The following is a 23,667-nucleotide window of genomic DNA, read 5'->3' as shown; positions in this document are numbered from 1 at the left end:
AGTGCGGAACAATTCCGGAATACCGGGGTCCGTTATCCGGCGGCCGGCGGACCGAAAACGGCGTGCACCCGGCGCAGGTCGCGCAGCCGTGGCTCGGTATCGCCGTGCAACCACCGGCTGATCGTCCGGACCGACACCCCGACCCGCTGCGCGGCCGCCTCCTGCGACAACCCCTGCCGGGTGAGCACGTTCTCCAGCCACGCGGCGAACGGTTCGTCCCCCACCCGAGGCGACGTCCCGAGGCGGTGCACCGCTCCTGCGTGCAGCACCTCGACCTCCACGCCGTCAGGGAAGATCCGCACCGTGACGACGAAAGAACCGCTGTCCGGGAAGGTGTGGGAGACGACGAACACCGGCGCGACGTACAGACCGGGGTCGGCGTCCCCCGGCGGGAGCTCAGACATCGCAGCACGGTCCTCAGGGGTGGTCCGATGCCCAACCGTAGCCCCCGCACCGGCACCAGTGGAAATCGCGTGAATTAGGATTGCCTAAGCACCAAGGAATGTCAGGAAATCGGGGAATCCGGGATTTCCCGACAGTGCCATTAATATCCGACACAAGTGTCTGTCCCGGTGCGCGGTGGCGACGTAGCCTCCGAAGGGAACTCCCTGTGACGAGGAGGCCCGGACGATGTCGACGACCCTGGAACCCGAGCAGGCGCAGCAGGAGGCCGACGAGGGTGTCGTGCACATCCTCTGGATGAACGGTGGGCTCAGTTGCGACGGCGACTCGGTCGCGCTCACCGCGGCCACCCAGCCGAGCATCGAGGAGATCGTGCTCGGGGCGTTGCCGGGACTTCCGAAGATCGCGGTGCACTGGCCGCTGATCGACTTCGAGTGCGGGCCGGAGACCGGCGCGGACAACTTCATCGAGTGGTGGCACAAGGCCGACCGCGGTGAGCTGGAGCCGTTCGTGCTGGTGGTCGAGGGCTCGATCCCGAACGAGGCGATCAAGTCCGAGGGCTACTGGGCCGGCTTCGGCAACAACCCGGCGACCGGCCAGCCGATGAAGACGTCGGAGTGGCTGGACCGGCTGGCGCCGAAGGCCACCGCGGTCGTTGCCGTCGGCACCTGTGCGGCGTACGGCGGGATCCACGCGATGGCGGGCAACCCGACCGGCGCGATGGGAGTCCCGGACTACTTGGGCTGGAACTGGAAGTCCAAGGCGGGCCTGCCGATCGTCTGCGTGCCCGGCTGCCCGATCCATCCCGACAACCTGTCCGAGACGCTCGTCTACCTGCTCTACCAGGTGGCCGGCCAGGCGCCGATGATCCCGCTGGACGCCGAACTGCGGCCGCAGTGGCTGTTCGGCGCGACCGTGCACGAGGGCTGCGACCGCGCCGGGTACTACGAGCAGGGCGACTTCGCCAAGGAGTACGGATCCCCCAAGTGCCTGGTGAAGCTGGGCTGCTGGGGACCGGTGGTCAACTGCAACGTCCCGAAGCGCGGCTGGATCAACGGCGTCGGCGGCTGCCCGAACGTGGGCGGGATCTGCATCGCCTGCACGATGCCCGGCTTCCCGGACAAGTTCATGCCGTTCATGGACGAGCCCACCGGCGCCCGGATCTCGACCGCGGCCAGCACGGTCTACGGCACCGTCATCCGGCGGCTGCGCAAGATCTCCCAGCACCAGAAGAACAAAGAGCCCAAGTGGCGGCACCCGGGCCCGAACCTGACCACCGGCTACGAGAAGGTGCGGCAGCCATGACCACCACCGAACCGAAGATCGGCGAGCACCTGGAACCGGACGCGGGCAAGAGCTCCGACGTCGTCGAGATGGCCTGGGACCCGATCACCCGGATCGTCGGCAGCCTCGGCATCTACGCCAACGTCAACTTCAAGACCAAGACGGTCGAGGAGTGCCACAGCACGTCGTCGATCTTCCGTGGCTACAGCATCTTCATGAAGGGCAAGGACCCGCGCGACGCGCACTTCATCACCAGCCGGATCTGCGGCATCTGCGGCGACAACCACGCCACCTGCTCGGTCTACGCGCAGAACATGGCGTACGGCGTCGCGCCGCCGCATCTCGGCGAGTGGATCGTCAACCTCGGCGAGGCCGCGGAGTACATGTTCGACCACAACATCTTCCAGGAGAACCTGGTCGGGGTGGACTACTGCGAGCGGATGGTCAAGGAGACCAACCCCGGCGTACTCGAGCTGGCGAACCGGACCGAGGCGCCGCACGCGGGCGACCACGGGTACAAGACGATCGGCGACATCATGCGGTCGCTGAACCCGCTGGAGGGCGACTTCTACCGCGAGGCGCTGCACGTCAGCCGCTACACGCGGGAGATGTTCTGCCTGATGGAGGGCCGGCACGTGCATCCCTCCACGCTGTACCCCGGCGGGGTGGGTACGGTCGCGACGATCCAGCTGTTCACCGACTACCTGACCCGGCTGATGCGCTACATCGAGTTCATGAAGAAGGTCGTGCCGTTGCACGACGACCTGTTCGACTTCTTCTACGAGGCCCTGCCCGGGTACGAGCACGTCGGCGAGCGGCGGATCCTGCTCGGCTGCTGGGGAAGCCTGCAGGACCCGGCGATCTGCGACTTCAAGTACGAGAACATGGAGGCCTGGGGCAGGCGGATGTTCGTCACGCCGGGCATCGTCGTGGACGGCAAGCTGGTCACCAACAGCCTGATGGACATCAACCTCGGCCTGCGGATCCTGCTCGGCAGCTCGTTCTACGACGACTGGGCCGGCGGCGGCCACGAGAAGTTCGTCGACAAGGACTCGCTGGGCAACCCGATCGACGTCCGGCACCCGTGGAACCAGCACACGATCCCCAAGCCGCAGAAGCGCGACTTCTCCGGCGCCTACAGCTGGACGATGTCGCCGCGCTGGTTCGACGGCACCGACCACCTCGCGCTCGACACCGGCGGCGGCCCGCTCGCCCGGCTCTGGTCGACCGCGCTGTCCGGACTGGTCAACACCGACTACGTGCAGGCGACCGGGCAGAGCGTGAAGATCCAGCTGCCGCGGACGGCGCTGAAGCCGGCCACGGAGTACGAGTGGAAGATCCCGCGGTGGAGCAACGCGCTGGAGCGCAACCGCGCGCGGACCTACTTCCAGGCGTACGCCGCCGCGCTCGCGCTGCACTTCTGCGAGAAGGCGGTGGCCGAGGTCCGGGCCGGCCGGACCGAGACCTGGACGCCGTTCAAGGTCCCGGACGACGCGATCTCGTGCGGGTTCACCGAGGCGGTCCGCGGCGTGCTGTCGCACCACATGGTGATCCGCGACGGCAAGATCGCGAACTACCACCCGTACCCGCCGACGCCGTGGAACGGCAGCGTCCGGGACAGCTACGGCACACCGGGCCCGTACGAGGACGCGGTCCAGAACACGCCGATCTTCGAGGAGAACCCGCCGGAGAAGTTCAAGGGGATCGACATCATGCGGGCGGTCCGCAGCTTCGACCCGTGCCTGCCGTGCGGGGTGCACATGTTCGTCGGCAACGGGCGGGAGAAGACCCATCTGCACTCGCCCACCCTCGCGGTGAAGCCGTACTGACATGACGGCGTCGACTGGGAGTGGACGTGACGTCCAGGAACTGAGCGAACGGATCGACGTGCTGCTGGACGAGGTCCAGCGGCGCGCCGAACCGGAGATCACGGCCAAGGTCGAGGAGCTGGTCCGCGCCGTACTGGCGCTGCACGGTGCGGGCCTCGAGCAACTACTGGTGCGGCTGGACGAGCCGCAGGTCAGGACCGTGCTCGAGGACGACCTGGTCGCGGGCATGTTGCTGCTGCACGACCTCCATCCCGACGACGTGGCCACGCGGATCCAGCACGCGCTGGACAGCGTGCGCCCGTACCTCGGCTCCCATGCCGGCGGTATCGACTACCTCGGGATCGACGACGACGGTGTGGTCCAGCTGCGTCTGCAGGGCAGCTGCGACGGATGTCCCGGTTCCACCGCGACGGTCCGGCTGACCGTGGAGAACGCGGTGCTCGACGCCGCGCCCGAGGCCGTCGCCGTCGCGGTGGAGGGAATGGTCGAGACGAAGCCGAAGCAGACGCTGCTGACGATCGAGCCGTTCCGGCCGCAGTCCGAAGGCTGGCACCCGGTCGCGCTCGTCACGGCGCCGGGGCAGCTGCAGAAGCTCGTGGTCGCCGATCTCGAGCTGCTGGTCGCCAACCTGGCCGGGACATTCTTTGCCTACCGCAACAGTTGCCCGGTCTGCTCATCGGTCCTGCAGCACGGCCTGCTCGAGGGCGATCTGCTCACCTGCCCGCGCTGCACAGCCCAGTACGACGTACGCCTGGCAGGTCGTGCGCTCGCACCGGTCGGCGCTCCGCCGCTGGAGGCGATGCCGCTGCTGCCGGACGGGGTCGAGTGGAAGGTCGCGATCCCGGGGAGGCAGCCCGCGTGAGGCCGTCCTCGACGCTGCGAGCCCTCGCTCGGGAGAAGCCGCCGCCCGTGGTGGATCCGGTCGCGATCCTCCGCGGGTTCACCGGCGGGGTCCGGCCGCAGCTCGCGCCGGGTGAGCAGTGCGAGATGTGCGCGGTCCCGATCGGGCCCATGCACCCGCATGTGGCCGACGTACCGGATCATCGGTTGTTGTGCACGTGCCGGCCGTGCTACCTGCTGTTCGACGTCGAGGCGGCGTCGCGCGGGCACTACCGCGCCGTCCCGGAGAACTACCGGCACGACGTGGACTTCGCGATGACCTCGGTGCAGTGGGAATCGCTCGGGATCCCGGTCGACCTGGCGTTCATGTTCCACCAGACCGATCAAGGACGGCACGTCGCCTTCTACCCAAGTCCCGGTGGGGCGACGGAGTCACTGCTGGATCTGGCGAGCTGGGCCGAGGTCGTGGCCGGCGATCCCCTGCTGGCAGGGCTCGTACCGGATGTCGAGGCTGTGCTGCTGCGGCGGTTGGACGACGGGTTCGTCTGCTACCTGGTGCCGATCGACGCCTGTTACGAGCTCGTCGGGCTGGTCCGGCAGTACTGGGAAGGGTTCGCCGGCGGCGAGGAGGTCTGGCAGCAGATCGACGCGTTCTTCGCCGGGGTCGCGGAGAAGTGCCGTGGTTGACCTCGAGTTCACCTGCCTGGGCGCCGATGCCGACCGGTACGCGGCGACGCCCACGATCCAGCTGCACCTGCGGATCACCGAGACAACCGGTACGCCGGTGCATGCGCTCGCGCTGCGCTGCCAGATCCGGATCGAGCCGATCCGTCGGCGGTACGACGACACGGAGGGCGAGGCGCTCGCGGACCTGTTCGGCGAGCGGGCTCGGTGGGGCGAGACGCTGAAGCCGTTGCAGCTGGCGTTCGTCACGCAGATGGTGCCCGGGTTCACCGGGTCGGCCGAGGTCGACCTGGGCCTGCCGTGCAGCTACGACTTCGATGTTGCAGCGCACAAGTACCTGTACGCGCTGCGCGAGGGCGGCGTACCGCTGCTGCTGCTCTTCAACGGGACGATCTTCACCGGGCGGCCCGGGACGCTGTCGGTGACACCGGTCGCGTGGCAGAAGGAGACGTCGTACGCGCTGCCGGTGCCGACCTGGCGGGCGGCGATGGACCAGCACTTCCCGGGCGCCGCGTGGTTGCGGTTGCGGCGGGAGACCTTCGACAAGCTGTACGACTACCGGGCGCGGGAGGCGCTGCCCGGCTGGGACGACGCGATCGAGCGGCTGCTGAAGGAGAAGCTGGAATGAGCCGCTTCGAGGCGGTGCAGCAGGTCGCGGACGCGTTGCTGTTCGAGGGGTACGTGCTGTACCCGTACCGGGCGTCGGACGGGAAGAACCGGGTGCGCTGGCAGTTCGGCGTACTGATGCCGCCGGGGTACGCGGATCCGTCGGAGCGGTCGTGGTCGCAGACCGACTGTCTGCTGGACGGCTCGGATGCTGAGGTGACGATTCGGCTGCGGTTTCTGCAGGCGCAGCGGCGGACGGTTCTGGATGCTTCCGGGGTTGAGGTCGAGGCGTTGGAGACCGCGGACGCGACGTACGTGCCGTGGGACGAGGCGGTCGAGCAGTGTGTCGACTTCGTGGTGCGGCTGTCGGAGCTTCCGCTGCGGAAGGCGTTCTCGATCCCGGGTGGGAGCATCTACGAGGACCTGGGCGTCGGGCAGCTTCGCCGTGCGCGTGAACCGCTGGCCGGGTTCGTCGAGCTGAGCGTGGTCGAGCTGCCTGGGCCGTACGGCGTGTGCCGGCTGCGGCTCCGGGTCGAGAACACCAGTGCCGAGGGCGATCGCGAACGGGCGGGTGCTCTGCAGCGGGCGTTGATCGCTCATCACGTGCTGGTCGCCGCGGAGGGGGCGCGGTTCCTGTCGCTGCTCGAACCGCCGGAGTGGGCGACCGGGTACGTCGCGGCGTGCGAGAACGTCGGCATCTTCCCGGTGCTCGCGGGCGACCTGCTGCTGTCGTCGCCGATCATCCTGTACGACCACCCGCAGATCGCGCCCGAGAGTCAGGGGGATCTGTTCGACGCGACCGAGATCGACGAGATCCTCAGCCTGCGGACGATGACGCTGACCGACGAGGAGAAGCGCGAGGTTCGCGGGACCGATCCGCGGGCGGCGGCGATGCTCGACCGGGTGGACGCGATGCCGCAGGAGCTGCTCGACCGGCTGCACGGGACGTTGCGGTACGTCCGGAAGGTGACCGCGCCGGAGCCGACGGAGGTTCCGTGGTGGGATCCGGGGAACGACTCGTCGGTGTCGCCGGAGACGGACACGGTCGAGGTCGGCGGGGTTGCCGTGGGCAACGGCGTACGGGTGCGGCTGCGGCCAGGGATCCGGCGGGCTGACGCGCAGGACATGTTTCTGGCGGATCGGATGGGGACCGTGGTCGCCGTACTGGCTGATGTCGACGGGCAGACGCATGTGGCGGTGGCGCTGGACGGCGTGGAGGGCGAGGTGCAGCGGTCGCACGGGCGGTACCTGTACTTCGCGCCGGACGAGCTGGAGCCTTTGGTGGGTGCGGGATGACTGTTCTGATTGCCGGCTTGGGGAACGTGTTCTGCACCGACGACGCGTTCGGGGTGTCGGTGATCGAGGTGCTGGCGCGGCAGTCGTGGGCCGACGCGGTGGAGGTGCGCGACTTCGGGATCCGCGGGATTCACCTGGCGTACCAGTTGCTGGAGCCGTACGAGCTCGTCGTACTGGTGGATGCTGTCCAGCGGGGTGAGGTGCCGGGGACCGTGTACGTGATGGAGGCCGAGCCAGGCGCCGTACCGGAGGACGAGGTCGCGATGGACGCGCACGATCTCGGGCCGGATGCCGTGCTGGCGCTGGTGCCGCGGTTGGGTGGGACGTTGGGGCGGGTGGTGGTGGTCGGGTGTGAGCCGGCTGATCTCGAGGCGGGCATCGGGTTGACTCCGGCGGTTCAGGGCGCGGTGGAGACCGCGGCGCGGTTGGTGACCGAACTCGTCGTCGGTGAGCGGGTGTCGCCGTAATGTGCCTCGGGATTCCGGGCCGGATCGTCAGCACTGTCGAGGGCTTCGACCTCGGGCAGGTGGAGGTGGCCGGGGTGGTGCGGGAGATCAACCTGGCGCTGCTGGACGGGCCGTTCGTGCCGGGTGAGTACATCTTGATCCACAGTGGGTTCGCGCTGGAACGGATGACTGCTGAGCGCGCCGCCGACGCGCTGGCGTTCTTCGGCGGCGAGTGATGATCACCGCGGCGACGGATGCCGGGCCGTTGCTGTTCGTGCGGTACGCGATGGCGCCCAATCTGCTCGGGTACTGCGGTCCTACCGACATAGGCGCGCTGATGACCTCGTCCGTGCGAGGCGCGGTGGACGAGGTGCGCGATCTGGCGCGGCAGTTCGAGAGTGCTTGGCCGTGCCTGCAGCTGATCGCACGTGGGGCTGGGCTGAACGATCCGCTCGACCAGCAGGTGGTGGAGGCGTACTGGATCGGCAATCCGCTGCTCGACGATCTCGGTGCGATGTTCGAGGCGGGTGGGCGGCCGCACCACAGCTACCAGGTGTTCTGCGTCTATCCGTGGGTCGCGCTGCTTGGCGATGAGCGCGCAGGGGTGCAGGCACTGCACGTGCTCGACCAGTGCCGAATCCGGTGGGGGCGGGTGGTCGCCGATACCGGCTCGGAGGTGGTGGTCGAGTCGCGGCCGCTGACCTGGAACGGGCGACTGCTTGCCCTCGGCCCCCTTCGGCGGGAGACCGTCCGACGGCACGACCTGCTCGCCCCGCTCGTCCCCGGTGAGTGGGTCTCGCTGCACTGGCAGTGGGTGTGCGACCGACTCACGGCCAAGCAGCTCACCGCGCTGCGCGCCTACTCGTCGTACCACCTCACGATCGCCAACGCAGGGTTCGCGTCTTGATGAGAGGTCTCTCAGATTGGGCTCACGGGTCGCTCATGGTGGCCCGGCAGTGTTCAGGGCATGGCAGAACACGGCGAGGCCCTGGAGCTCCTCACCGGCCCGACCGCCGGCGAGATCCTCGCCGCCGCGGTAGAGGCCGCCGGCGGAGAGCTGATCGAGTGGCGCTCCACCGAGGTCGCCCACCACGCTGAAACCGCCACGGTCGCTTACCGGGTCACTGTCTCTTCAGCAGGGGCTGTCAGCGAAGAGGTGTTCGGGGCGACTGCAGGAGGACAAGTACCAGCCGGTGTCACGGTGGTCGGAGACGCTGAGACACAGATCGGTGTCTGGAGTGCTGCCAACGATCCTCGGCTTCCTGGGCTGCGGTCTGCAATGGATCCGGTTGCTGTCTCTTCCCTCTTTGCTCGATGTGGGTTGGGGGACCACCCGGTTTCCGTGAAGCTGCGGGCTTACCGGCCCTTGCGGCGGGCTGTAGTTGAGGCTGTCGGGCCGCTCGGACGGCTGTTTCTGAAGGTTGTTCCGACTGACCAAGGGCAAGCGCTGCACGATCGGCATCGGCTGCTCAACGGCGCCGGCGTACCGGCTCCGCGGAGTCTGGGGTGGACCGACGACGGGCTCGTGGTGCTGGAGGCGCTGGGTGGGCGGACGCTTCGGTCGGCGCTGCGGTCCGGGCACGTCGGCACCGATCCGGCTGAGTTGACCCGGATGCTCGATCGGTTGCCGGCCGAGTTGCTCGAGGCTCCTCGACGTACTTCGTGGCTCGAGCGGACGGCGTACTACGCACGCTCGGTCGCGCACGTCGTACCGGAGCTGGGCAGTTGGCCGACCGACCTGTCGTCGGCGATTGTTGCCGAGGGCATCATCGGGCCGACGGTGCCGGTGCACGGCGACTTCTACGAGGCGCAGGTGCACGTCGACCGGTCCGGCGCGATCGTCGGGCTGCTCGACGTCGACACGGCCGGGCCGGGTGATCGGCTCGACGATCTGGCCTGCCTGGTCGGGCATCTCAGTGTGCTCGCGCAGGTCCTGCCTGCGCACACCGAATCCATCGACGGACTGGCCGAGCACTGCCTGTCCACCTTCGACCGGCAGGTCGATCCCGGCCAGCTACGGCTGCGGATCGCGTCGGTCGTCCTCTCACTCGCCACCGGACCGCACCGCGTGCAGGACGCCGATTGGCAGCAAGCCACCCGGGAGCGGGTCGCACTGGCCGAACGCTGGTACGACGCCGCCCACCGGGTTCACCGGAGCATCGCGCTCCCCCTCGAAGAAAGGAACCACCATGAGAGCAACGCGTAAGTGGGCCGTAGTCGGAACCGTCGCCGCCATCTCCGGCATCGGGATCGGAACCGCGGCGTACGCCGCCCCCGCCGATCTGAACGATCCCGCCAAGGCGCAGCCGACCCAGACCACGACCGTGAACCAGGGCAGCACGGCCCAGCCGACCAGCGGCGCGGTCCAGTCCGCCGACACCCCCGGCGAGACCGCCAGCACTAACACCCCGGGCGAGCCCGCCTCGGCGAACACCCCCGGCGACACGGCATCGGCCAACACTCCCGCCGGCGCCGCGTCCGCCAACACCCCGGGCGACACCAACACGGTCAACACCCCGGGCGACACCAACTCCGCCAACACCCCGGGTACGGCCGACTCGGCCAACACCCCCGGCGACACCAACACGGCGAACTCCGCCAACACCCCCAGCTGACCCCAACCGGTTGGCGCCGTCCAGCCGCGCGGCCTCCTCGTAGTCGCGCGGCTGATCTGCGCCCGGGCCCGGCCCCTCTCCGGCCCGGGCGCAGACCCATCGCCGACTTTGAGCACGTGCCAGCCACCAGACCGGCGTGAGGGTGGCTGGCCCGTGCTCAAAGTCAAGGTTGGGGCGGGGGGCGACCGGGGCGGATGGTCTACAGATGCCGGTGCGGCCGGTTCGGGATGTCGGGGCCGAGGATCCAGCTGGGGGTCGTGGTGTCCGGCGTACGGCGTACTGGCGGATGGTGGTCCGGTTCCCAGTGGGCCGGGTGCTCGGTCAGGCCGAGCAGGTAGGTGACCGTGCAATCAAGGGCCGCCGCGAGCTCAGGTAGACGGACGACATCGACGCCGGCGCCGTGCTCGAAGGAGCTCAGGGTCTTGTTCGTCGTACGGATCCCGCGGCGCGCCAGCCGGGTGACAACCTGCTTCTGGGTCAGTCCGAGCTGCATCCGCCGGGTCCGGAGCCGGTGCGTGACGATCAGGTGCCGGTCCAGGGTCGGGTCGTCCACGTCGTCGAACATGCGGGACCTCCCGTCGGTTCCACCATCCTCCGGGTCAGGAAGTCCGTCAATCGCGGACCGGCTACGAAGGCGCTTCCATCTCGGCGAGCGCGTGCACGGTGTACCGGGCGAAGTTGAACACCGGCGCCCGCCCGAGCAGCCGCTCGAACTCCTCGTGCGACTCGACGTCGTAGATCCACGCCCCGCCGTGCGATCCGACCACGTGGTAGCGCGCGAGCACCTTGCCCTCGCGCTGCAGGCGTTCGCCGTACTCCGGCATGGCGCCGACCGCCCGCGCCATCTCCGGCGACAGCAGGCTCAGCTCCATCTGCCAGAGCACGAGGAACTTCATGACCGCAGGTGCAACCGTCGTGCGGCTTCGGCGATCGAGCCGGTGACCGAGGGGTAGACGGTGAAAGCCTGCGCCACCTGGTCGACCGTCAGGCGCCCGGCGACGGCGAGCGAGATCGGGTGGATCAGCTCGGACGCCCGCGGCGCGACGACCACGCCGCCGACCACGATGCCGGTGTTCGGCAGGCAGAAGAGCTTCACGAAACCGTCGCGCACGCCCTGCATCTTGGCGCGCGCGTTGTCGGCCAGCGGGACCTTCGCGACCATCGCCGTACTGCCGCCGGCGTCCAGCGTCGCCTGGGTCAGACCGACCGTCGCGATCTCCGGCGCGGTGAAGACGTTCGACGAGACCGTCGACTTGTCCAGCGGCGCGACCGCGTCGCCGAGCGCGTGCGACATCGCGATCCGGCCCTGCATCGCGGCCACCGACGCGAGCATCAGGACGCCGGTGCAGTCGCCCGCGGCGTACACCCCACGGCTCGACGTCCGCGACACCCGGTCGACCTTGATGAAGCCGCCGTCGTCGAGCGACACGCCCGACTCGACAAGTCCCATGTTTTCCGTGTTCGGCAGCGAACCGACCGCCAGCAGCGCGTGCGAACCGTGCACCGTCCGGCCGTCGGTGAGCGTCACGACGACCCCGTCGCCCTGCCGCTTCACCGACTCGGCGCGGGAGCGTCCGAGGACGGTCAGGCCACGGCGGCGGAAAACGTCTTCCAGTACGGCGGCGGCGTCGGCGTCCTCGCCCGGGAGGACCCGGTCGCGCGACGACACCAGGACGACCTCGCTGCCGAGCGCGTCGTACGCGCTGGCGAACTCGGCGCCGGTCACGCCGGAGCCGACCACGATCAGCTTCTCGGGCAGCTCCTGCAGCTCGTAGACCTGCTCCCAGGTCAGGATCCGCTCGCCGTCGGGCTCGGAGCCGGGCAGGATCCGCGGCCTCGCTCCGGTGGCGATCAGGACGACGTCCGCCTCCAGGCGCTCGTCGCCGACCACGACCGTCTCCGGGCCGTCGAGGCTGCCGCGGCCGTGGATCAGGCGGATCTTCTCGTCGGCGAGTCGGCGGGCGATGCCGTCGGACTGGGCGGCCGCGAGCGCCTTGACGCGCTGGTTGACCACCGTGAACTCGACGCTGACCGAGTTGGCCGGGTCGTCGTCGCCGTCGTCGACCCGCAGGCCAAGCTCGCCGGCCTCCTCCACCTCGGTCATCACCTCGGCGGTGGCGATCAGAGTCTTGCTGGGGACGCAGTCGGTGAGCACGGCTGAACCGCCGATCCCGTCGGAATCGACAACCGTCACCTCCGCTCCCAGCTGGGCGGCCGCACTCGCCGCTTCGTACCCGCCAGGACCGCCACCGATGATCACAACTCGCGCCACGAGAGGCCATTGTTCCGTATCCTGTGATCTCGTGACCCTGTACGCCGCGTTTGCGTCGAATCTGGACCCGAATCTGATGTCCGACCGGTGCCCGTACTCGCCCCTGCGCGGGACCGGGTGGATCGTCGGCTGGCGCCTCACCTTCGGTGGGGAGGAGCTCGGCTGGGAGGGCTCGATGGCCACGGTCGTCGAGGACCCCGCCGACCCGACCAACCAGGTCTTCGTGGCCCTGTACGACGTCCACCCCAAGGACGTCGAGCGCCTGGACGAGTGGGAGTGGATCGACCAGGGCGTCTACCGCAAGATCCAGGTACGCGTCCAAACCCTCGACGGCACCCAGCTCGCCTGGATGTACGTCCTGAACGCCTACGAGGGCGGCCTCCCCTCAGCGCGCTACCTGGGCATCCTCGCGGAAGCAGCAGAAGCAGCCGGAGCCCCCGACGACTACGTCGCAGACATCCGCGCCCGCCCTTGCCAGTCTTCAGGTCACTGATCTGTCGCTCGGTGTACCGGGCGGTATCGTGCGGTGGTGACCGTCAACGACGCCGTTCTGATTCGTACTGCTGCTGAGGCCTGGCTGGCTGAGGATCCCGATGAGGACACTCGGGCCGAGCTTCGGGGGCTGCTGGATGCTGGGGCTGATGCCGAGCTGGCCGACCGGTTCGGTGGGAAGCTCGAGTTCGGGACGGCCGGGTTGCGGGGTGCTGTCGGGGCTGGGCCCAACCGGATGAACCGGGTCGTCGTGATCCGCGCCGCCGCGGGGCTGGCGGCGTACCTGAAGGACAACGGACTCACCGACGGTCCCGTGCTGATCGGGTACGACGCGCGCCACAAGTCCGACGTGTTCGCGCAGGACACCGCCGCCGTGATCCGCGGCGCCGGGCTCGACGCCGTACTGCTCGATCGCCCGACGCCGACCCCGGTGGTCGCGTTCGGGATCCCGCATCTGAAGGCCGTCGCGGGTGTCGTCGTGACCGCGTCGCACAACCCGCCGCAGGACAACGGCTACAAGGTGTACCTCGGCGACGGCTCCCAGATCGTCCCCCCGGCCGACCACGAGATCGCCGCGGCGATCGACGCCGTCGGCGCGTTGGCCGAGGTCCCGCGCGGCGACGACTGGCAGACCGCCGGCGACGACCTGCTCGACGCCTACCTGGACCGGATCGCCACGCTCGTCCCCGCCGACGCCCCGCGGGACCTCAAGGTCGCCTACACCCCGCTGCACGGCGTCGGCCGGCTGCTCGTCGAGGACGCCGTACGCCGGGCAGGTTTCGCCGCTCCCGCTGTCGTGGCGACGCAGGCCGACCCGGACCCCGACTTCCCGACCGTCGCGTTCCCCAACCCCGAGGAGCCCGGTGCGATCGACGCGGCGCTGGACCTGGCGCGCTCCGAGGGCGCCGATCTCGCGGTCGCCAACGATCCCGACGCGGACCGCTGCGCGGTCGCCGTACCTGATCCTGCGGCCGACGGTGGCTGGCGGATGCTGCGCGGCGACGAACTCGGGGCGTTGCTCGGCGAGTTCCTGCTCTCCAGCAGGCCCGACGGGGTCGCGGCGTGCTCGATCGTGTCGTCGTCGTTGCTGGGCAAGATCGCGGCGGCGTACGACGTGAAGTACACGGACACGCTCACCGGCTTCAAGTGGATCGGCCGGGTGCCGGAGCTGGTCTTCGGGTACGAGGAAGCGCTCGGCTACTGCGTCGATCCGACGGCGGTGAAGGACAAGGACGGCATCTCGACGCTCGTCCGTGTGCTGGAGTTGGGCGCCCGCGCGAAGGCCGAGGGGCGCACGCTGCTCGACCTGCTGGACGATCTAGCGAAGAAGTACGGGCTGCACGCGACCGACCAACTGTCCGCGCGGGTCGAGGACCTCAGCCTGATCGCGGCCGCGATGGATCGCCTGCGGGCGACCCCGCCGACGACACTCGGCGGCCACAGCGTCGACCGCATCGACGACCTGAGTGAGGGCAGCGAACACCTGCCACCCACGGACGGTCTGCGCTACACGCTCTCCGCCGGCGCCCGCGTCGTCGTCCGCCCGTCCGGCACCGAGCCGAAGCTCAAGTGCTACCTGGAGGTCGTCATCCCCGTCGACGGCGACGACGTCCCAGCAGCCCGCACCCAGGCCACCGAAGAACTGATTGCCATCAAGCAAGACCTCGCCGCAGCCGCTGGAATCTAAGAACAAAAAGTAAAAGTTGAAGGGCCCCTCAACGAGGGGCCCTTCAACTTGTGTGTACGAGGTGAGGGAGTACCTGGCGGGAAACTCCCTGCGGTTGAGGTCCTAACGGACCGCGGCGGCTTCTTGTTCGGCCTGCTCGGAACGGAGCGAGCTCTGCAGGGACGAGTGGAGGATGCGCAGCGTGCTGGTGGACTGCATCAGCGCGTCACGCTCGTCGGGGTTGCGGTTGGCCAGGGCGGTGATGTCGTTGATGCTCGCCTCGATCCGGGCGATGCGGTCGGCGACAGTTCCCTCCTGGCTGCTGGCGCGGCGGATCGCCTCGGACGTGACCGTCCAGACGTCCTCCTTGTCGTTGGTGCGGCGCGACAGGTCGACCATCTGGCTGAGCGCGGCGAGATCGCTGTCGATCTGGCTCCGCTCGACCGGCACCGTGATGCCCGCGGTCGACTGGCGGAGCCGGGTGACATGCCCGGACAGCTCCGACCAGCTGCACTTACCGCTCTTGATCTTGTCCAGCACCTTGGTGTACTCGGTGTTGAACTCGTCGTAGTTCACTGTCCTTGACTCCTGCCGTTCGACGTTCGACCCAGACTCTAAGGCGTGCGGACCCGAAACGCGGTAACCACACGATCGCAGATCGTGTACGTGTCGGCAAAACGCGAAGGCGCCCGGAGAGCCAACGCTCTCCGGGCGCCTTCGTTACGGCTCAGGCCCAAGCCTTCACCGAACCGAACTCATGCCTGGATCAGGCGATCCGGGTGGCCGGTGCCGACCAGGTCTGGCAGCTGCCCGGGTGGGTGTTCTTCCCGTTGCCGGTGAAGCCGGCCAGCGACCAGAAGTTGTGGTTGGTCCACGACCCGTGGTCACGCGGGTAGCCCGGCATGTCGCCGGAGTGCGAGACGACGTACTTCCACTCGGTGAGCAGACCGCCGCTCATCGGGTAGTAGGCCTTGTTGGCGCCGATGTACGCCGAGCCGAGGCAGGACGCCTGCAGCTCACGACGACGGCTCTCGGCCAGCGACGCGTCGTACGTCATGTTGCTGCCACGCCAGTGCGACGCGGTCAGGATGCCGGTCATGTTCTGGATGTGGTGACCGTACTCGTGCGCGATGGTGTTGGTCGCGTAGGCGACGGTGTACGTCGGGTTCTGCGCGTACCAGGTGACCAGCTGACGCCACGGGATGTAGATCGTGCCCGCGCGGTAGGAGCAGTAGAACGAGGTCCAGCCGGTGACCGAGCCGCAGATGGTCTTCACGGTGTTGTACCCGTGCACGACCAGCGCCGGCTTGACGTCCCAGCGGGCACCCATCCGCCACAGGTTCGGCTTCCAGGCGGCGTACAGGCAGCGGACCAGCTCGGTCTCGAAGTACCGGACGTTGGCCTCGGTGTTCAGGGCGACGGCCGGCCGCTTGCACTTCGACGCCGCGATGTTGCCGGTGGCGTAGAGCTTGTTGTTCTTGACGGCCTTCAGCGCGCTGGCCGCGTTCCAGCCGGCGTCGCGACCGGCGTCGGGCACGTTCGCCGGGGTGTCGATGACGCCCGGGACCGGGCGTTCGGCCTGAACGCCGGCCGGCGAGGACTGCGCCGCCTGCGCGTTCGGCATCGCGAGGACCGCGCAGCTGGCCACGGCGACGGCGCCGGCCAGGACGCGCAGCTTCTTGCTGGAGAGATAGTTCATGCGCTCCACTCTCGAGTACTGGGGGGACATACCGGAGCCATCCTGGATCACCAAGAGGTTCACTCCGGCCTGAACACGGGTTCGGACGCAGCATCTGGGCGTGAAGTTCCCCTCACTTCGCCGATTTTCTCCGTTCCGTCAGGCCGTCGTCGCGCTGTGTCAGGTTCCGGCCAGCCGATTCCCGAGGAACCGGAGCTGGTCCGGCAGCATCCGCCGCCAGTAGCCGGCCGTGTGCGCCCCGGCCTGGAGACCGCCCTCGGCGACGACGTCGCGGCGCAGCTTCCGGACGGCACCGGCGAACGGGTCGTCCCGGCCGCAGTCGATGCGCAGGGCAACTGATCCGAGGCGGTCCGCGCTGATCCGGTACGTCGCGAAGTCGTCCGCGCCGTCGAACGCTCCCGGCGCCGTCTCGTCGGCGGCGCTCCACAACGCCGGGCTCATCGCCGCGGCGGCCGCCACACGGCCGTCGCTGTCGCGGGCGGCGAGCAGTGCGCCGTACCCGCCCATCGACCAGCCGAGTACGCCGTACCGGTCGGTCCGGAGGCCGCGTTTCCCCAGCAGGGGAAGGAGTTCCGCGGTGACCATGCGCTGCGGGTCTTCGCCTGTGGAGCGCCGGTGCCAGTACGAGTCGCGGCCGCCGTCGACGGCGGCGAGCGCGAAGGGTGGCGTGCCGGACTGGACCACTTGGGTGAGGTATTTGTCGGCGCCGAGATCGTTGATCGCCGAGGTGTGGTCTCCGCCGCGGCCGTGCATCACGACGACGACCGGGAGCTTGGCGTCCGGTGCGTGGCCGTGCGGATAGATGACGGACCAGCCGACCGTCGTACGGCGTGCTGCGGACCGGAAGGTACCGCTGACCACGGGACCGGCGGTGAGTTCGGGGACTACTCCGTCGTCACCGGTCAGGCCGAGGGCGGTGTGCACGCGGGTGCGGCCGGGAACGATCCCGCTCTCCAGGCCGCCGACCGCGGCGACGCCGAGGCCCGCGGCGGACAGCAACAGGCGGCGGCGCGTCAGTCGTGGGGTCACGCGGGGTGAGACGACGCCAACAGCTGTGTGGTTGGCAGGTCAGCGCAGGATCTGAGCGACTACCGCGACGACGGCCAGGACCGCGATGGCGGCGAGCTCGGGGACGGCCCAGGTGGTGACGACCTCGCCCTCGGCGGTGGCGGCGTGGCGTTCGCGGTGGTTGTCGATCCGGTCGACGACGAACTCGGCGCGGCTGATCGAGTTCTCGGCGGCGAGCTTGCGGCCGCCGACGCGGCTCTTGCGCAGGTCCTTCATCACCAACTGCACGCCGGGGCAGCGGATCTTGCCGGCGGTGGTGTGCACGCGGAGGATGTCGGTCACGTCGGCCTCCTCGATCTGGTGCCACGGGACGTGGTGGTCGCGGACGTGGTTGCGGATCAGCAGTCCGTCGGGGCGCAGCGTCACCGAAGGACGCACCAGGCCGACGTACGCGACGAGGATCAGGATGCCGATCAGGGCACCGACCAGCAGGCCGCCCGCCGTCCGCCACTCCAGCACGATGTCGACCAGCCCGGCCAGGCCGATCACCATCACGACGACGCCGGTGATGCGGTTCGACGCCGACAGGTACTGCTCGTTCTCGGTCACCTTCGGTTTCACCCGGACAAGGTAGCCGCTCGGGCCCAGCCGGACGAGCGGAGGCTTCGCGGACGGGGATCGTCCGGGTAGCGGTTTAGCGTGCTGTGCATGAGTGATGACCGGAACGCGACCGAGTACCCGTGGGAGCCGCCGATGGCCGGGACGGAGGTCGAGCACCTGCTGGGAGCGCTGGGCAGGATGCAGGCGACGTTCCGCTGGAAGGCCGACGGGCTGGACGCCGAGGGGCTGAACCTGCGGATCGGGGCGTCGTCATTGACCATCGGCGGGCTGCTGAAGCATCTGGCGATGAACGAGGACTACCTGCTGCGGGTGAAGTTCCTGGGCGGCAAGCTCGGGTCGCCGTGGGAGGAGCTCGGCGCGGACGGCAGCGAGACCTGGGAGTTCGAGACGGCGGCCCACGACTCCCCCGAGCAGCTCTACGCGTACTGGGACGACGCCGTGGCCCGGTCGCGTCAGATGGTCACGGAGGCGCTGGCCAACGGCGGTCTGGACCAGGACGCCGACGTCGCCTGGCCCGAGGGCAACCACGCGAGCCTGCGCCGGCTGCTGTTCGACCGGTTGGAGGAGTACGGCCGCCACACCGGCCACGCCGACCTCCTGCGCGAAGCGGTCGACGGCCGGGTCGGCGAGGACCCGCCCGCAGGCTGGCGTCCGGCCTCGGGGACCTACACCTTCGAGTAGTACCTGCGACCACACAGGTTCGGGCGACACGCCCTAGACTGCGACAGGTGACGACTACCGACAGCAGCCCCGGCGCAGGGGTGGACAGCCTCGCCGACGTGACCTCGTCCGAGGACCGGTTGCGCCGGTTCCTGCTCGGTCTGCCGGGGGTCGACCAGGTCGGCGCCGAGGCGCGGGCGGCGACGCTGAGCACCCGGTCGATCAAGACCACCGCGAAGGCGTACGCGCTGGACCTGGCGATCCAGATGATCGACCTGACCACGCTGGAGGGTCAGGACACCCCGGGCAAGGTCCGGGCCCTGTGCGCGAAGGCGAAGCGGCCGGACCCGGCCGATCCGACGGCGCCGCAGGTCGCCGCCGTCTGTGTCTACCCGGACCTGGTGGCGACCGCGAAGTTCGAGCTGCACGGCTCCGGCATCAACGTGGCCAGCGTCGCGACGGCGTTCCCGAGCGGCCGGTCCAGCCTGGCGATCAAGATCCAGGACACCAAGGACGCGGTCGCCTCCGGCGCCGACGAGGTCGACATGGTGATCGACCGGGGCGCGTTCCTGTCCGGCCGGTACGGCCTGGTCTTCGACGAGATCGCCGCGATCCGCGAGGCCGCCGGCGACGCGCACCTGAAGGTGATCCTGGAGACCGGCGAGCTGGTCACCTACGACAACGTCCGGCGCGCGTCCTGGCTGGCGATGCTGGCCGGCGCCGACTTCATCAAGACCTCCACCGGCAAGGTCTCCCCCGCCGCGACCCTCCCGGTCACGCTGGTGATGCTCGAGGCGGTCCGTGACTACCACGAGGCGACCGGCCTGCACATCGGCGTCAAGCCCGCGGGCGGCATCCGTACGGCGAAGGACGCGATCAAGTACCTGGTCACCGTCAACGAGACGGCCGGACCGGACTGGCTGGACCCCGAGCTGTTCCGCTTCGGGGCGTCCAGTCTGCTGAACGACCTGCTGATGCAACGCACCAAGCTGGCCACCGGGCACTACCCCGGCCCCGACTACTTCACGCTGGACTGAGGCATGAGCAGATTCGAGTACGCACCCGCGCCGGAGTCGCGCGCGATCGTCGACATCAAGTCGTCGTACGGGTTGTTCATCAACGGGAGCTTCACCGAGGCGACCGACGGCAAGCCGTTCAAGACCGTCAGCCCGGCGTCCGAGGAGGTGCTGGCCGAGGTCAGCGAGGCCGGACCGGCTGACGTCGACAAGGCCGTCCGCGCGGCACGTCGCGCGTACGAGAAGGTCTGGGGCCCGATGGCGGGCCGCGACCGCGCCAAGTACCTGTACCGGATCGCCCGGCTGATCCAGGAGCGGTCGCGCGAGCTGGCCGTGCTGGAGTCGCTGGACAACGGCAAGCCGATCCGCGAGTCCCGCGACGTCGACCTGCCGCTGGTGGCCGCGCACTTCTTCTACTACGCCGGCTGGGCCGACAAGCTCGAGTACGCCGGTGCCGGCGAGGACCCGCAGCCGCTCGGCGTCGCCGCGCAGGTGATCCCGTGGAACTTCCCGCTGATGATGCTGGCGTGGAAGATCGCGCCGGCGCTCGCGGCCGGCAACACCGTCGTACTGAAGCCCGCCGAGACGACGCCGCTGACCGCGCTGGCGTTCGCGGAGATCTGCCAGCAGGCCGACCTGCCGCCGGGCGTCGTGAACATCATCACCGGCGCCGGCCGGACCGGGCAGGCGCTGGTCGAGCACGAGGGCGTCGACAAGGTCGCGTTCACCGGCTCGACCGCGGTCGGCCGGGCGATCGCCCGCTCGGTCGCGGGCACCGACAAGAAGGTCACCCTCGAGCTGGGCGGCAAGGCCGCGAACATCGTCTTCGAGGACGCGCCGATCGACCAGACCGTCGAGGGCATCGTCAACGGCATCTTCTTCAACCAGGGCCACGTCTGCTGCGCCGGTTCGCGGCTGCTGGTCCAGGAGAGCGTGTACGACGAGGTGCTGGCGCGGCTGAAGCGCCGGATGGGCACGCTGCGGGTCGGCGACCCGCTGGACAAGAACACCGACATCGGCGCGATCAACTCCGCCGAGCAGCTGGCCCGGATCCGCGAGCTGTCGCAGGTCGGCGAGGACGAGGGCGCCGAGCGCTGGTCGCCCGAGTGCGAGCTGCCCACGCAGGGGTTCTGGTTCCCGCCGACGATCTTCACCGGCGTCTCCCAGGCGCACCGGATCGCCCGCGAGGAGATCTTCGGGCCGGTCCTGTCGGTGCTCACCTTCCGCACCCCGCAAGAGGCCGTCGAGAAGGCCAACAACACGCCGTTCGGGCTGTCCGCGGGCGTCTGGACCGACAAGGGTTCGCGGATCCTGTGGATGGCCAACCAGCTGCGCGCCGGCGTGGTCTGGGCGAACACGTTCAACCGCTTCGACCCGTCCTCGCCGTTCGGCGGGTACAAGGAGTCGGGCTACGGCCGCGAGGGCGGCCGCCACGGTCTGGAGGCCTACCTTGCCCACTAAGTCGGACGCGCGGCTGGACGTGCGCAAGACCTACAAGCTGTACGTCGGCGGCGCCTTCCCGCGCAGCGAGTCGGGCCGGTCGTACGTGGTGAACGATGCCAAGGGCAAGTTCCTCGCGAACGCGTCGCAGGCCTCCCGCAAGGACGGCCGGGACGCGGTCGTCGCGGCCCGCAAGGCGTTCGGCGGATGGTCGGCCCGTACGGCGTACAACCGTGGCCAGGTGCTCTACCGGATCGCCGAGGTGATGGAAGGCCGACACGACCAGTTCAGCGCCGAGGTCGCCGCGGCCGAGGGCGTGTCGCTGGCGAAGGCGCGGCCGCTGGTCGACGCCGCCATCGACCGCTGGGTCTGGTACGCCGGCTGGGCCGACAAGCTGGCCCAGGTCGTCGGGTCGAGCAACCCGGTGGCGGGCCCGTACTTCGACTTCTCGGTGCCTGAGGCAACGGGTGTGGTCGCGCTGCTGGCTCCGCAGGACTCCAGCCTGCTCGGCCTGACCAGCGTCATCGCGCCCGCGATCGTGTCCGGCAACACCGCGGTCGTGGTCACGTCCTTCGAGCGCCCGATCCCCGCGATCACGCTCGGCGAGGTGATGGCCACGTCGGACCTGCCCGGTGGAGTCGTGAACATCCTCACCGGTTCAGCGACCGAGATCGGGCCCTGGCTCGCGTCCCACATGGACGTCAACGCCATCGACCTGTGCGGCATCGAGTCGGCCGACGAGGCCCGCGACCTGGAGGCCGCGTCCGCCGAGAACCTCAAGCGCGTCCGTCGCCCCGCGGACGAGGACTGGCTCGAGTCTCCCGGCTTGTCGCGCCTCACGCAGTACCTGGAACTGAAGACCGTCTGGCACCCGATCGGCGTCTGAAACTCAGCTCGGACGGCGGGCGACGGCCAGCAGCGAGCCGCCCGCCGGCATGGGCACCCCTGCCCGGATCAGCGCGGCTTCCAGTCGCATGACTGCGAAGCACGCGCTGTTCAGCGGGGCCGCCATGCCGAGCTCGCCTTCCACGTCGGCGGTTTCCTTGCTGCGCAGGCGGGCGGCCATCATCGCGGGCAGCAGCAGCGAGACGAACGACGTCACCTTGACCGGCTCGAAGCCGGCGGTTCGGAGCTCGTCGATCAGCATGCCGCGGCTGTAGCGCTTGACGTGGTGGGCCGCGACGTCGGCGTTGCTCCAGAGCCACTGGTGCTGCGGCACGGTGATGAGGACTCCGCCGCCGGGCTTGACGGTCTGGAGCATGCCCTTGAGGACCAGCGGTGCGTCCTCGATGTGCTCGATCACGTCGAACGCACCGGCGACGTCGAACTCCGCGTCGTACGGGTTGCGCGTCGCGTCCATCTGCCGCAGCTCGACGTCCGGCATCCGGATCCGGGCGTTCACCAAGCCTTCCTCGAACAGCTCGGTGCCGACCAGTCGCCAGTCGGGGTGAATCTGACGCACGCGGTCGAGCACGTAGCCGTTGCCGCAGCCGAGCTCCAGGAACGAGCCTGCGCCGGGGAAGTACTTGTCGAGCGCCCAGTTGATCAGGTCGCTGCGTGCGCGGTACCAGAAGCTGTTCGCCTCGAGCGCGAACAGTTTCTCGAAGATTGCCGGGTCGTAGCCGCCGCCCGTGCCTGCGTCCGTCATGCTGCAACCTATTCCGCGCGGGGGTCGGGCGCCAAGGGCTTCGCGGTGGTCGCTTCGCCGTACTGGACCGAAACTTCGGTGCGCCGACCCGATCCGTCGCACTAGGGTCGGGCCATGATCTTCGCTGCCAAGCCGAAGCCGGGTGACAAGGTCGCGGTGGTGTCGCCGTCGCGCGGACTGCCGGAGCTGTTCCCGGCGCCGTACGAGCTCGGCCTGCAGCGGCTCCGATCCCTCGGCCTCGAGCCGGTTGAGTATCCGACCACTCGTCGGCTGGCCACGACGCCGGCCGAGCGTGCCGCCGATCTGCACGCGGCCTGGGCCGACCCGTCGATCCGCGCGGTGTTCGCGAGCATCGGCGGGGACGACCAGATCACCGTGCTGAAGCATCTCGACCCGGAGATCTTCCGCGCGGACCCGAAGCCGTTCTTCGGGTACTCCGACAACACGAACCTGCTGAACTTCCTGTACTCGTTGGGGATTCCGGCCTTCCACGGCGGCAGCGTGATGGTGCAGCTCGGGCGCGGCGGCGCGATGCACGCCGACACGGAGAAGTCGTTGCGTGCGGCCCTCTTTTCGTCGGGGCCGTTCGAGTTGACGGCTGCGGATGGTTGGACGGATCGCGATCGGGACTGGGCCGATCCGAGGTCCTTCGAGTCGTCGCCGGAGCTGTTCGCGGGGACGGATTGGCAGTGGTCGGGGCCGTCGACGCCGGTCAGTGGGCGGTTGTGGGGCGGGTGTCTGGAGATCCTGGACTGGCAGTTGGCGGTCGGTCGCTGGATGCTGCCGGTCGATTCGTACTCCGGTGTTCTCTTCCTCGAAACCAGTGAGGAAGTTCCGAGCGCCGAGCAGGTCCACCGCATCCTGCGCAACTTCGGCGAACGCGGGCTGCTGGAGCGTTTCCAGGCCGTGCTCTGGGCCCGGCCGAAGGGGTGGTCGCTCGATCACCAGGTCAGCGACGAGGTCGCGACGGCGTACGCGGTCGATCAGTACGAGGCCGCGCGTACGACGATCGCCGAGTACAACCCCGACGCCGTCGTCGTCACCGGCCTCGACATCGGCCACACGGATCCGCAGCTGATCCTCCCGTACGGCGGGCACGCGGAGGTCGACCCGGCGGCAGGCCGGATCACCGTCACCTACTGA

27 protein-coding genes are annotated in these 23,667 nt (G+C 69.3%); 18 read left to right on the top strand and 9 right to left on the bottom strand.

From position 1 onward, the window contains the following. Nucleotides 1–32: 32 nt before the first annotated feature. Nucleotides 33–404, bottom strand: coding sequence for a helix-turn-helix domain-containing protein (locus tag ACYVIO_RS13890; protein WP_460651141.1), 372 nt, complete (start codon nucleotides 402–404; stop codon nucleotides 33–35). A 226-nt stretch (nucleotides 405–630) separates the two neighbouring features. On the opposite strand from ACYVIO_RS13890, the gene ACYVIO_RS13885 reads away from it, so the two are divergent. The 11 genes from ACYVIO_RS13885 to ACYVIO_RS13835 all read left to right on the top strand — a co-directional run bounded on the left by ACYVIO_RS13885 (nucleotide 631) and on the right by ACYVIO_RS13835 (nucleotide 10,002). Next, a complete protein-coding gene (locus tag ACYVIO_RS13885) occupies nucleotides 631–1,707 on the top strand; it encodes an NADH-quinone oxidoreductase subunit B family protein (RefSeq protein WP_460651140.1) in 1,077 nt (358 codons plus the stop codon). Further along, nucleotides 1,704–3,515: a nickel-dependent hydrogenase large subunit gene (locus ACYVIO_RS13880; protein WP_460651139.1), complete on the top strand. Its 1,812-nt coding sequence runs from the start codon at nucleotides 1,704–1,706 to the stop codon at nucleotides 3,513–3,515. Before ACYVIO_RS13885 ends, ACYVIO_RS13880 begins: the two co-directional genes overlap by 4 nt. A gap of 1 nt (nucleotide 3,516) precedes the next feature. Further along, nucleotides 3,517–4,377, top strand: coding sequence for a NifU family protein (locus tag ACYVIO_RS13875; RefSeq protein WP_460651138.1), 861 nt, complete (start codon nucleotides 3,517–3,519; stop codon nucleotides 4,375–4,377). Beyond that, entirely contained in the window at nucleotides 4,374–5,042 is a 669-nt protein-coding gene (locus tag ACYVIO_RS13870) for a DUF5947 family protein (protein WP_460651137.1), read from the top strand. Before ACYVIO_RS13875 ends, ACYVIO_RS13870 begins: the two co-directional genes overlap by 4 nt. Further along, entirely contained in the window at nucleotides 5,035–5,667 is a 633-nt protein-coding gene (locus ACYVIO_RS13865; RefSeq protein WP_460651136.1) for a DUF6084 family protein, read from the top strand. Before ACYVIO_RS13870 ends, ACYVIO_RS13865 begins: the two co-directional genes overlap by 8 nt. Then, a complete protein-coding gene (locus ACYVIO_RS13860; RefSeq protein WP_460651135.1) occupies nucleotides 5,664–6,941 on the top strand; it encodes a hypothetical protein in 1,278 nt (425 codons plus the stop codon). Before ACYVIO_RS13865 ends, ACYVIO_RS13860 begins: the two co-directional genes overlap by 4 nt. Further along, nucleotides 6,938–7,408 (top strand): hydrogenase maturation protease, encoded by a 471-nt coding sequence (locus ACYVIO_RS13855; protein WP_460651134.1) that lies wholly within the window; start codon nucleotides 6,938–6,940, stop codon nucleotides 7,406–7,408. Before ACYVIO_RS13860 ends, ACYVIO_RS13855 begins: the two co-directional genes overlap by 4 nt. Next, on the top strand, nucleotides 7,408–7,623 hold the full coding sequence (locus ACYVIO_RS13850; RefSeq protein ID WP_460651133.1) for a HypC/HybG/HupF family hydrogenase formation chaperone: 216 nt from the start codon (nucleotides 7,408–7,410) through the stop codon (nucleotides 7,621–7,623). Before ACYVIO_RS13855 ends, ACYVIO_RS13850 begins: the two co-directional genes overlap by 1 nt. Further along, on the top strand, nucleotides 7,623–8,294 hold the full coding sequence (locus ACYVIO_RS13845) for a DUF6390 family protein (RefSeq protein WP_460651132.1): 672 nt from the start codon (nucleotides 7,623–7,625) through the stop codon (nucleotides 8,292–8,294). Before ACYVIO_RS13850 ends, ACYVIO_RS13845 begins: the two co-directional genes overlap by 1 nt. 435 nt (nucleotides 8,295–8,729) lie before the next feature. Then, on the top strand, nucleotides 8,730–9,593 hold the full coding sequence (locus ACYVIO_RS13840; RefSeq protein ID WP_460651131.1) for an aminoglycoside phosphotransferase family protein: 864 nt from the start codon (nucleotides 8,730–8,732) through the stop codon (nucleotides 9,591–9,593). Then, entirely contained in the window at nucleotides 9,577–10,002 is a 426-nt protein-coding gene (locus ACYVIO_RS13835) for a hypothetical protein (RefSeq protein ID WP_460651130.1), read from the top strand. Before ACYVIO_RS13840 ends, ACYVIO_RS13835 begins: the two co-directional genes overlap by 17 nt. A gap of 199 nt (nucleotides 10,003–10,201) precedes the next feature. On the opposite strand, the gene ACYVIO_RS13830 is transcribed toward ACYVIO_RS13835, so the two are convergent. The 3 genes from ACYVIO_RS13830 to ACYVIO_RS13820 all read right to left on the bottom strand — a co-directional run bounded on the left by ACYVIO_RS13830 (nucleotide 10,202) and on the right by ACYVIO_RS13820 (nucleotide 12,274). Continuing rightward, nucleotides 10,202–10,567, bottom strand: a complete 366-nt coding sequence (locus tag ACYVIO_RS13830) for a helix-turn-helix domain-containing protein (RefSeq protein ID WP_460651129.1) — start codon at nucleotides 10,565–10,567, stop codon at nucleotides 10,202–10,204. A gap of 61 nt (nucleotides 10,568–10,628) precedes the next feature. Then, complete coding sequence (locus ACYVIO_RS13825) at nucleotides 10,629–10,898, bottom strand: muconolactone Delta-isomerase family protein (RefSeq protein WP_460651128.1); 270 nt, start codon at nucleotides 10,896–10,898, stop codon at nucleotides 10,629–10,631. Beyond that, a complete protein-coding gene (locus ACYVIO_RS13820; RefSeq protein WP_460651127.1) occupies nucleotides 10,895–12,274 on the bottom strand; it encodes an NAD(P)H-quinone dehydrogenase in 1,380 nt (459 codons plus the stop codon). Before ACYVIO_RS13820 ends, ACYVIO_RS13825 begins: the two co-directional genes overlap by 4 nt. A 31-nt stretch (nucleotides 12,275–12,305) precedes the next feature. Here ACYVIO_RS13820 and ACYVIO_RS13815 point away from each other — a divergent pair, with 31 nt between their 5' ends. Together ACYVIO_RS13815 and ACYVIO_RS13810 are read left to right on the top strand one after the other, a co-directional pair. Further along, nucleotides 12,306–12,767, top strand: coding sequence for a gamma-glutamylcyclotransferase (locus tag ACYVIO_RS13815; RefSeq protein ID WP_184803597.1), 462 nt, complete (start codon nucleotides 12,306–12,308; stop codon nucleotides 12,765–12,767). Between the two features lie 33 nt (nucleotides 12,768–12,800). Further along, nucleotides 12,801–14,453, top strand: a complete 1,653-nt coding sequence (locus tag ACYVIO_RS13810) for a phospho-sugar mutase (protein WP_460651126.1) — start codon at nucleotides 12,801–12,803, stop codon at nucleotides 14,451–14,453. Between the two features lie 102 nt (nucleotides 14,454–14,555). Here the strand turns inward: ACYVIO_RS13810 and ACYVIO_RS13805 are convergent, their stop codons facing one another. The 4 genes from ACYVIO_RS13805 to ACYVIO_RS13790 form a co-directional block, all read right to left on the bottom strand. Then, nucleotides 14,556–15,008: a hypothetical protein gene (locus tag ACYVIO_RS13805; RefSeq protein ID WP_460651125.1), complete on the bottom strand. Its 453-nt coding sequence runs from the start codon at nucleotides 15,006–15,008 to the stop codon at nucleotides 14,556–14,558. Between the two features lie 190 nt (nucleotides 15,009–15,198). Next, entirely contained in the window at nucleotides 15,199–16,131 is a 933-nt protein-coding gene (locus tag ACYVIO_RS13800; RefSeq protein WP_460651124.1) for a neutral zinc metallopeptidase, read from the bottom strand. A gap of 159 nt (nucleotides 16,132–16,290) precedes the next feature. Continuing rightward, on the bottom strand, nucleotides 16,291–17,160 hold the full coding sequence (locus ACYVIO_RS13795) for an alpha/beta hydrolase (RefSeq protein WP_460651123.1): 870 nt from the start codon (nucleotides 17,158–17,160) through the stop codon (nucleotides 16,291–16,293). A 39-nt stretch (nucleotides 17,161–17,199) separates the two neighbouring features. Then, nucleotides 17,200–17,760 carry a PH domain-containing protein gene (locus ACYVIO_RS13790; RefSeq protein WP_460651122.1) on the bottom strand — a complete coding sequence of 187 codons (561 nt, stop codon included), beginning with the start codon at nucleotides 17,758–17,760 and terminating at the stop codon, nucleotides 17,200–17,202. 87 nt (nucleotides 17,761–17,847) lie between these two features. Between ACYVIO_RS13790 and ACYVIO_RS13785 the strand changes: the two genes are divergently transcribed. Genes ACYVIO_RS13785 through ACYVIO_RS13770 form a run of 4 tightly spaced genes read left to right on the top strand, consistent with a single transcriptional unit; the run spans nucleotide 17,848 to nucleotide 21,762 of the window. Beyond that, complete coding sequence (locus ACYVIO_RS13785) at nucleotides 17,848–18,441, top strand: mycothiol transferase (protein WP_460651121.1); 594 nt, start codon at nucleotides 17,848–17,850, stop codon at nucleotides 18,439–18,441. Between the two features lie 47 nt (nucleotides 18,442–18,488). Next, a complete protein-coding gene (gene deoC, locus ACYVIO_RS13780) occupies nucleotides 18,489–19,457 on the top strand; it encodes a deoxyribose-phosphate aldolase (protein ID WP_460651120.1) in 969 nt (322 codons plus the stop codon). A 3-nt stretch (nucleotides 19,458–19,460) separates the two neighbouring features. Then, nucleotides 19,461–20,897, top strand: coding sequence for an aldehyde dehydrogenase family protein (locus tag ACYVIO_RS13775; protein ID WP_460651119.1), 1,437 nt, complete (start codon nucleotides 19,461–19,463; stop codon nucleotides 20,895–20,897). Continuing rightward, nucleotides 20,887–21,762 carry an aldehyde dehydrogenase family protein gene (locus ACYVIO_RS13770; RefSeq protein WP_460651118.1) on the top strand — a complete coding sequence of 292 codons (876 nt, stop codon included), beginning with the start codon at nucleotides 20,887–20,889 and terminating at the stop codon, nucleotides 21,760–21,762. The genes ACYVIO_RS13775 and ACYVIO_RS13770 overlap by 11 nt, the downstream gene beginning before the upstream one ends. 3 nt (nucleotides 21,763–21,765) lie before the next feature. Here the strand turns inward: ACYVIO_RS13770 and ACYVIO_RS13765 are convergent, their stop codons facing one another. After that, nucleotides 21,766–22,524, bottom strand: a complete 759-nt coding sequence (locus ACYVIO_RS13765) for a class I SAM-dependent methyltransferase (RefSeq protein ID WP_460651117.1) — start codon at nucleotides 22,522–22,524, stop codon at nucleotides 21,766–21,768. 114 nt (nucleotides 22,525–22,638) lie between these two features. On the opposite strand from ACYVIO_RS13765, the gene ACYVIO_RS13760 reads away from it, so the two are divergent. After that, entirely contained in the window at nucleotides 22,639–23,667 is a 1,029-nt protein-coding gene (locus tag ACYVIO_RS13760; RefSeq protein ID WP_460651116.1) for a S66 family peptidase, read from the top strand.

Source organism: Kribbella endophytica, assembly GCF_054781295.1.
This window is presented reverse-complemented; position numbering and strand designations above follow the sequence as displayed.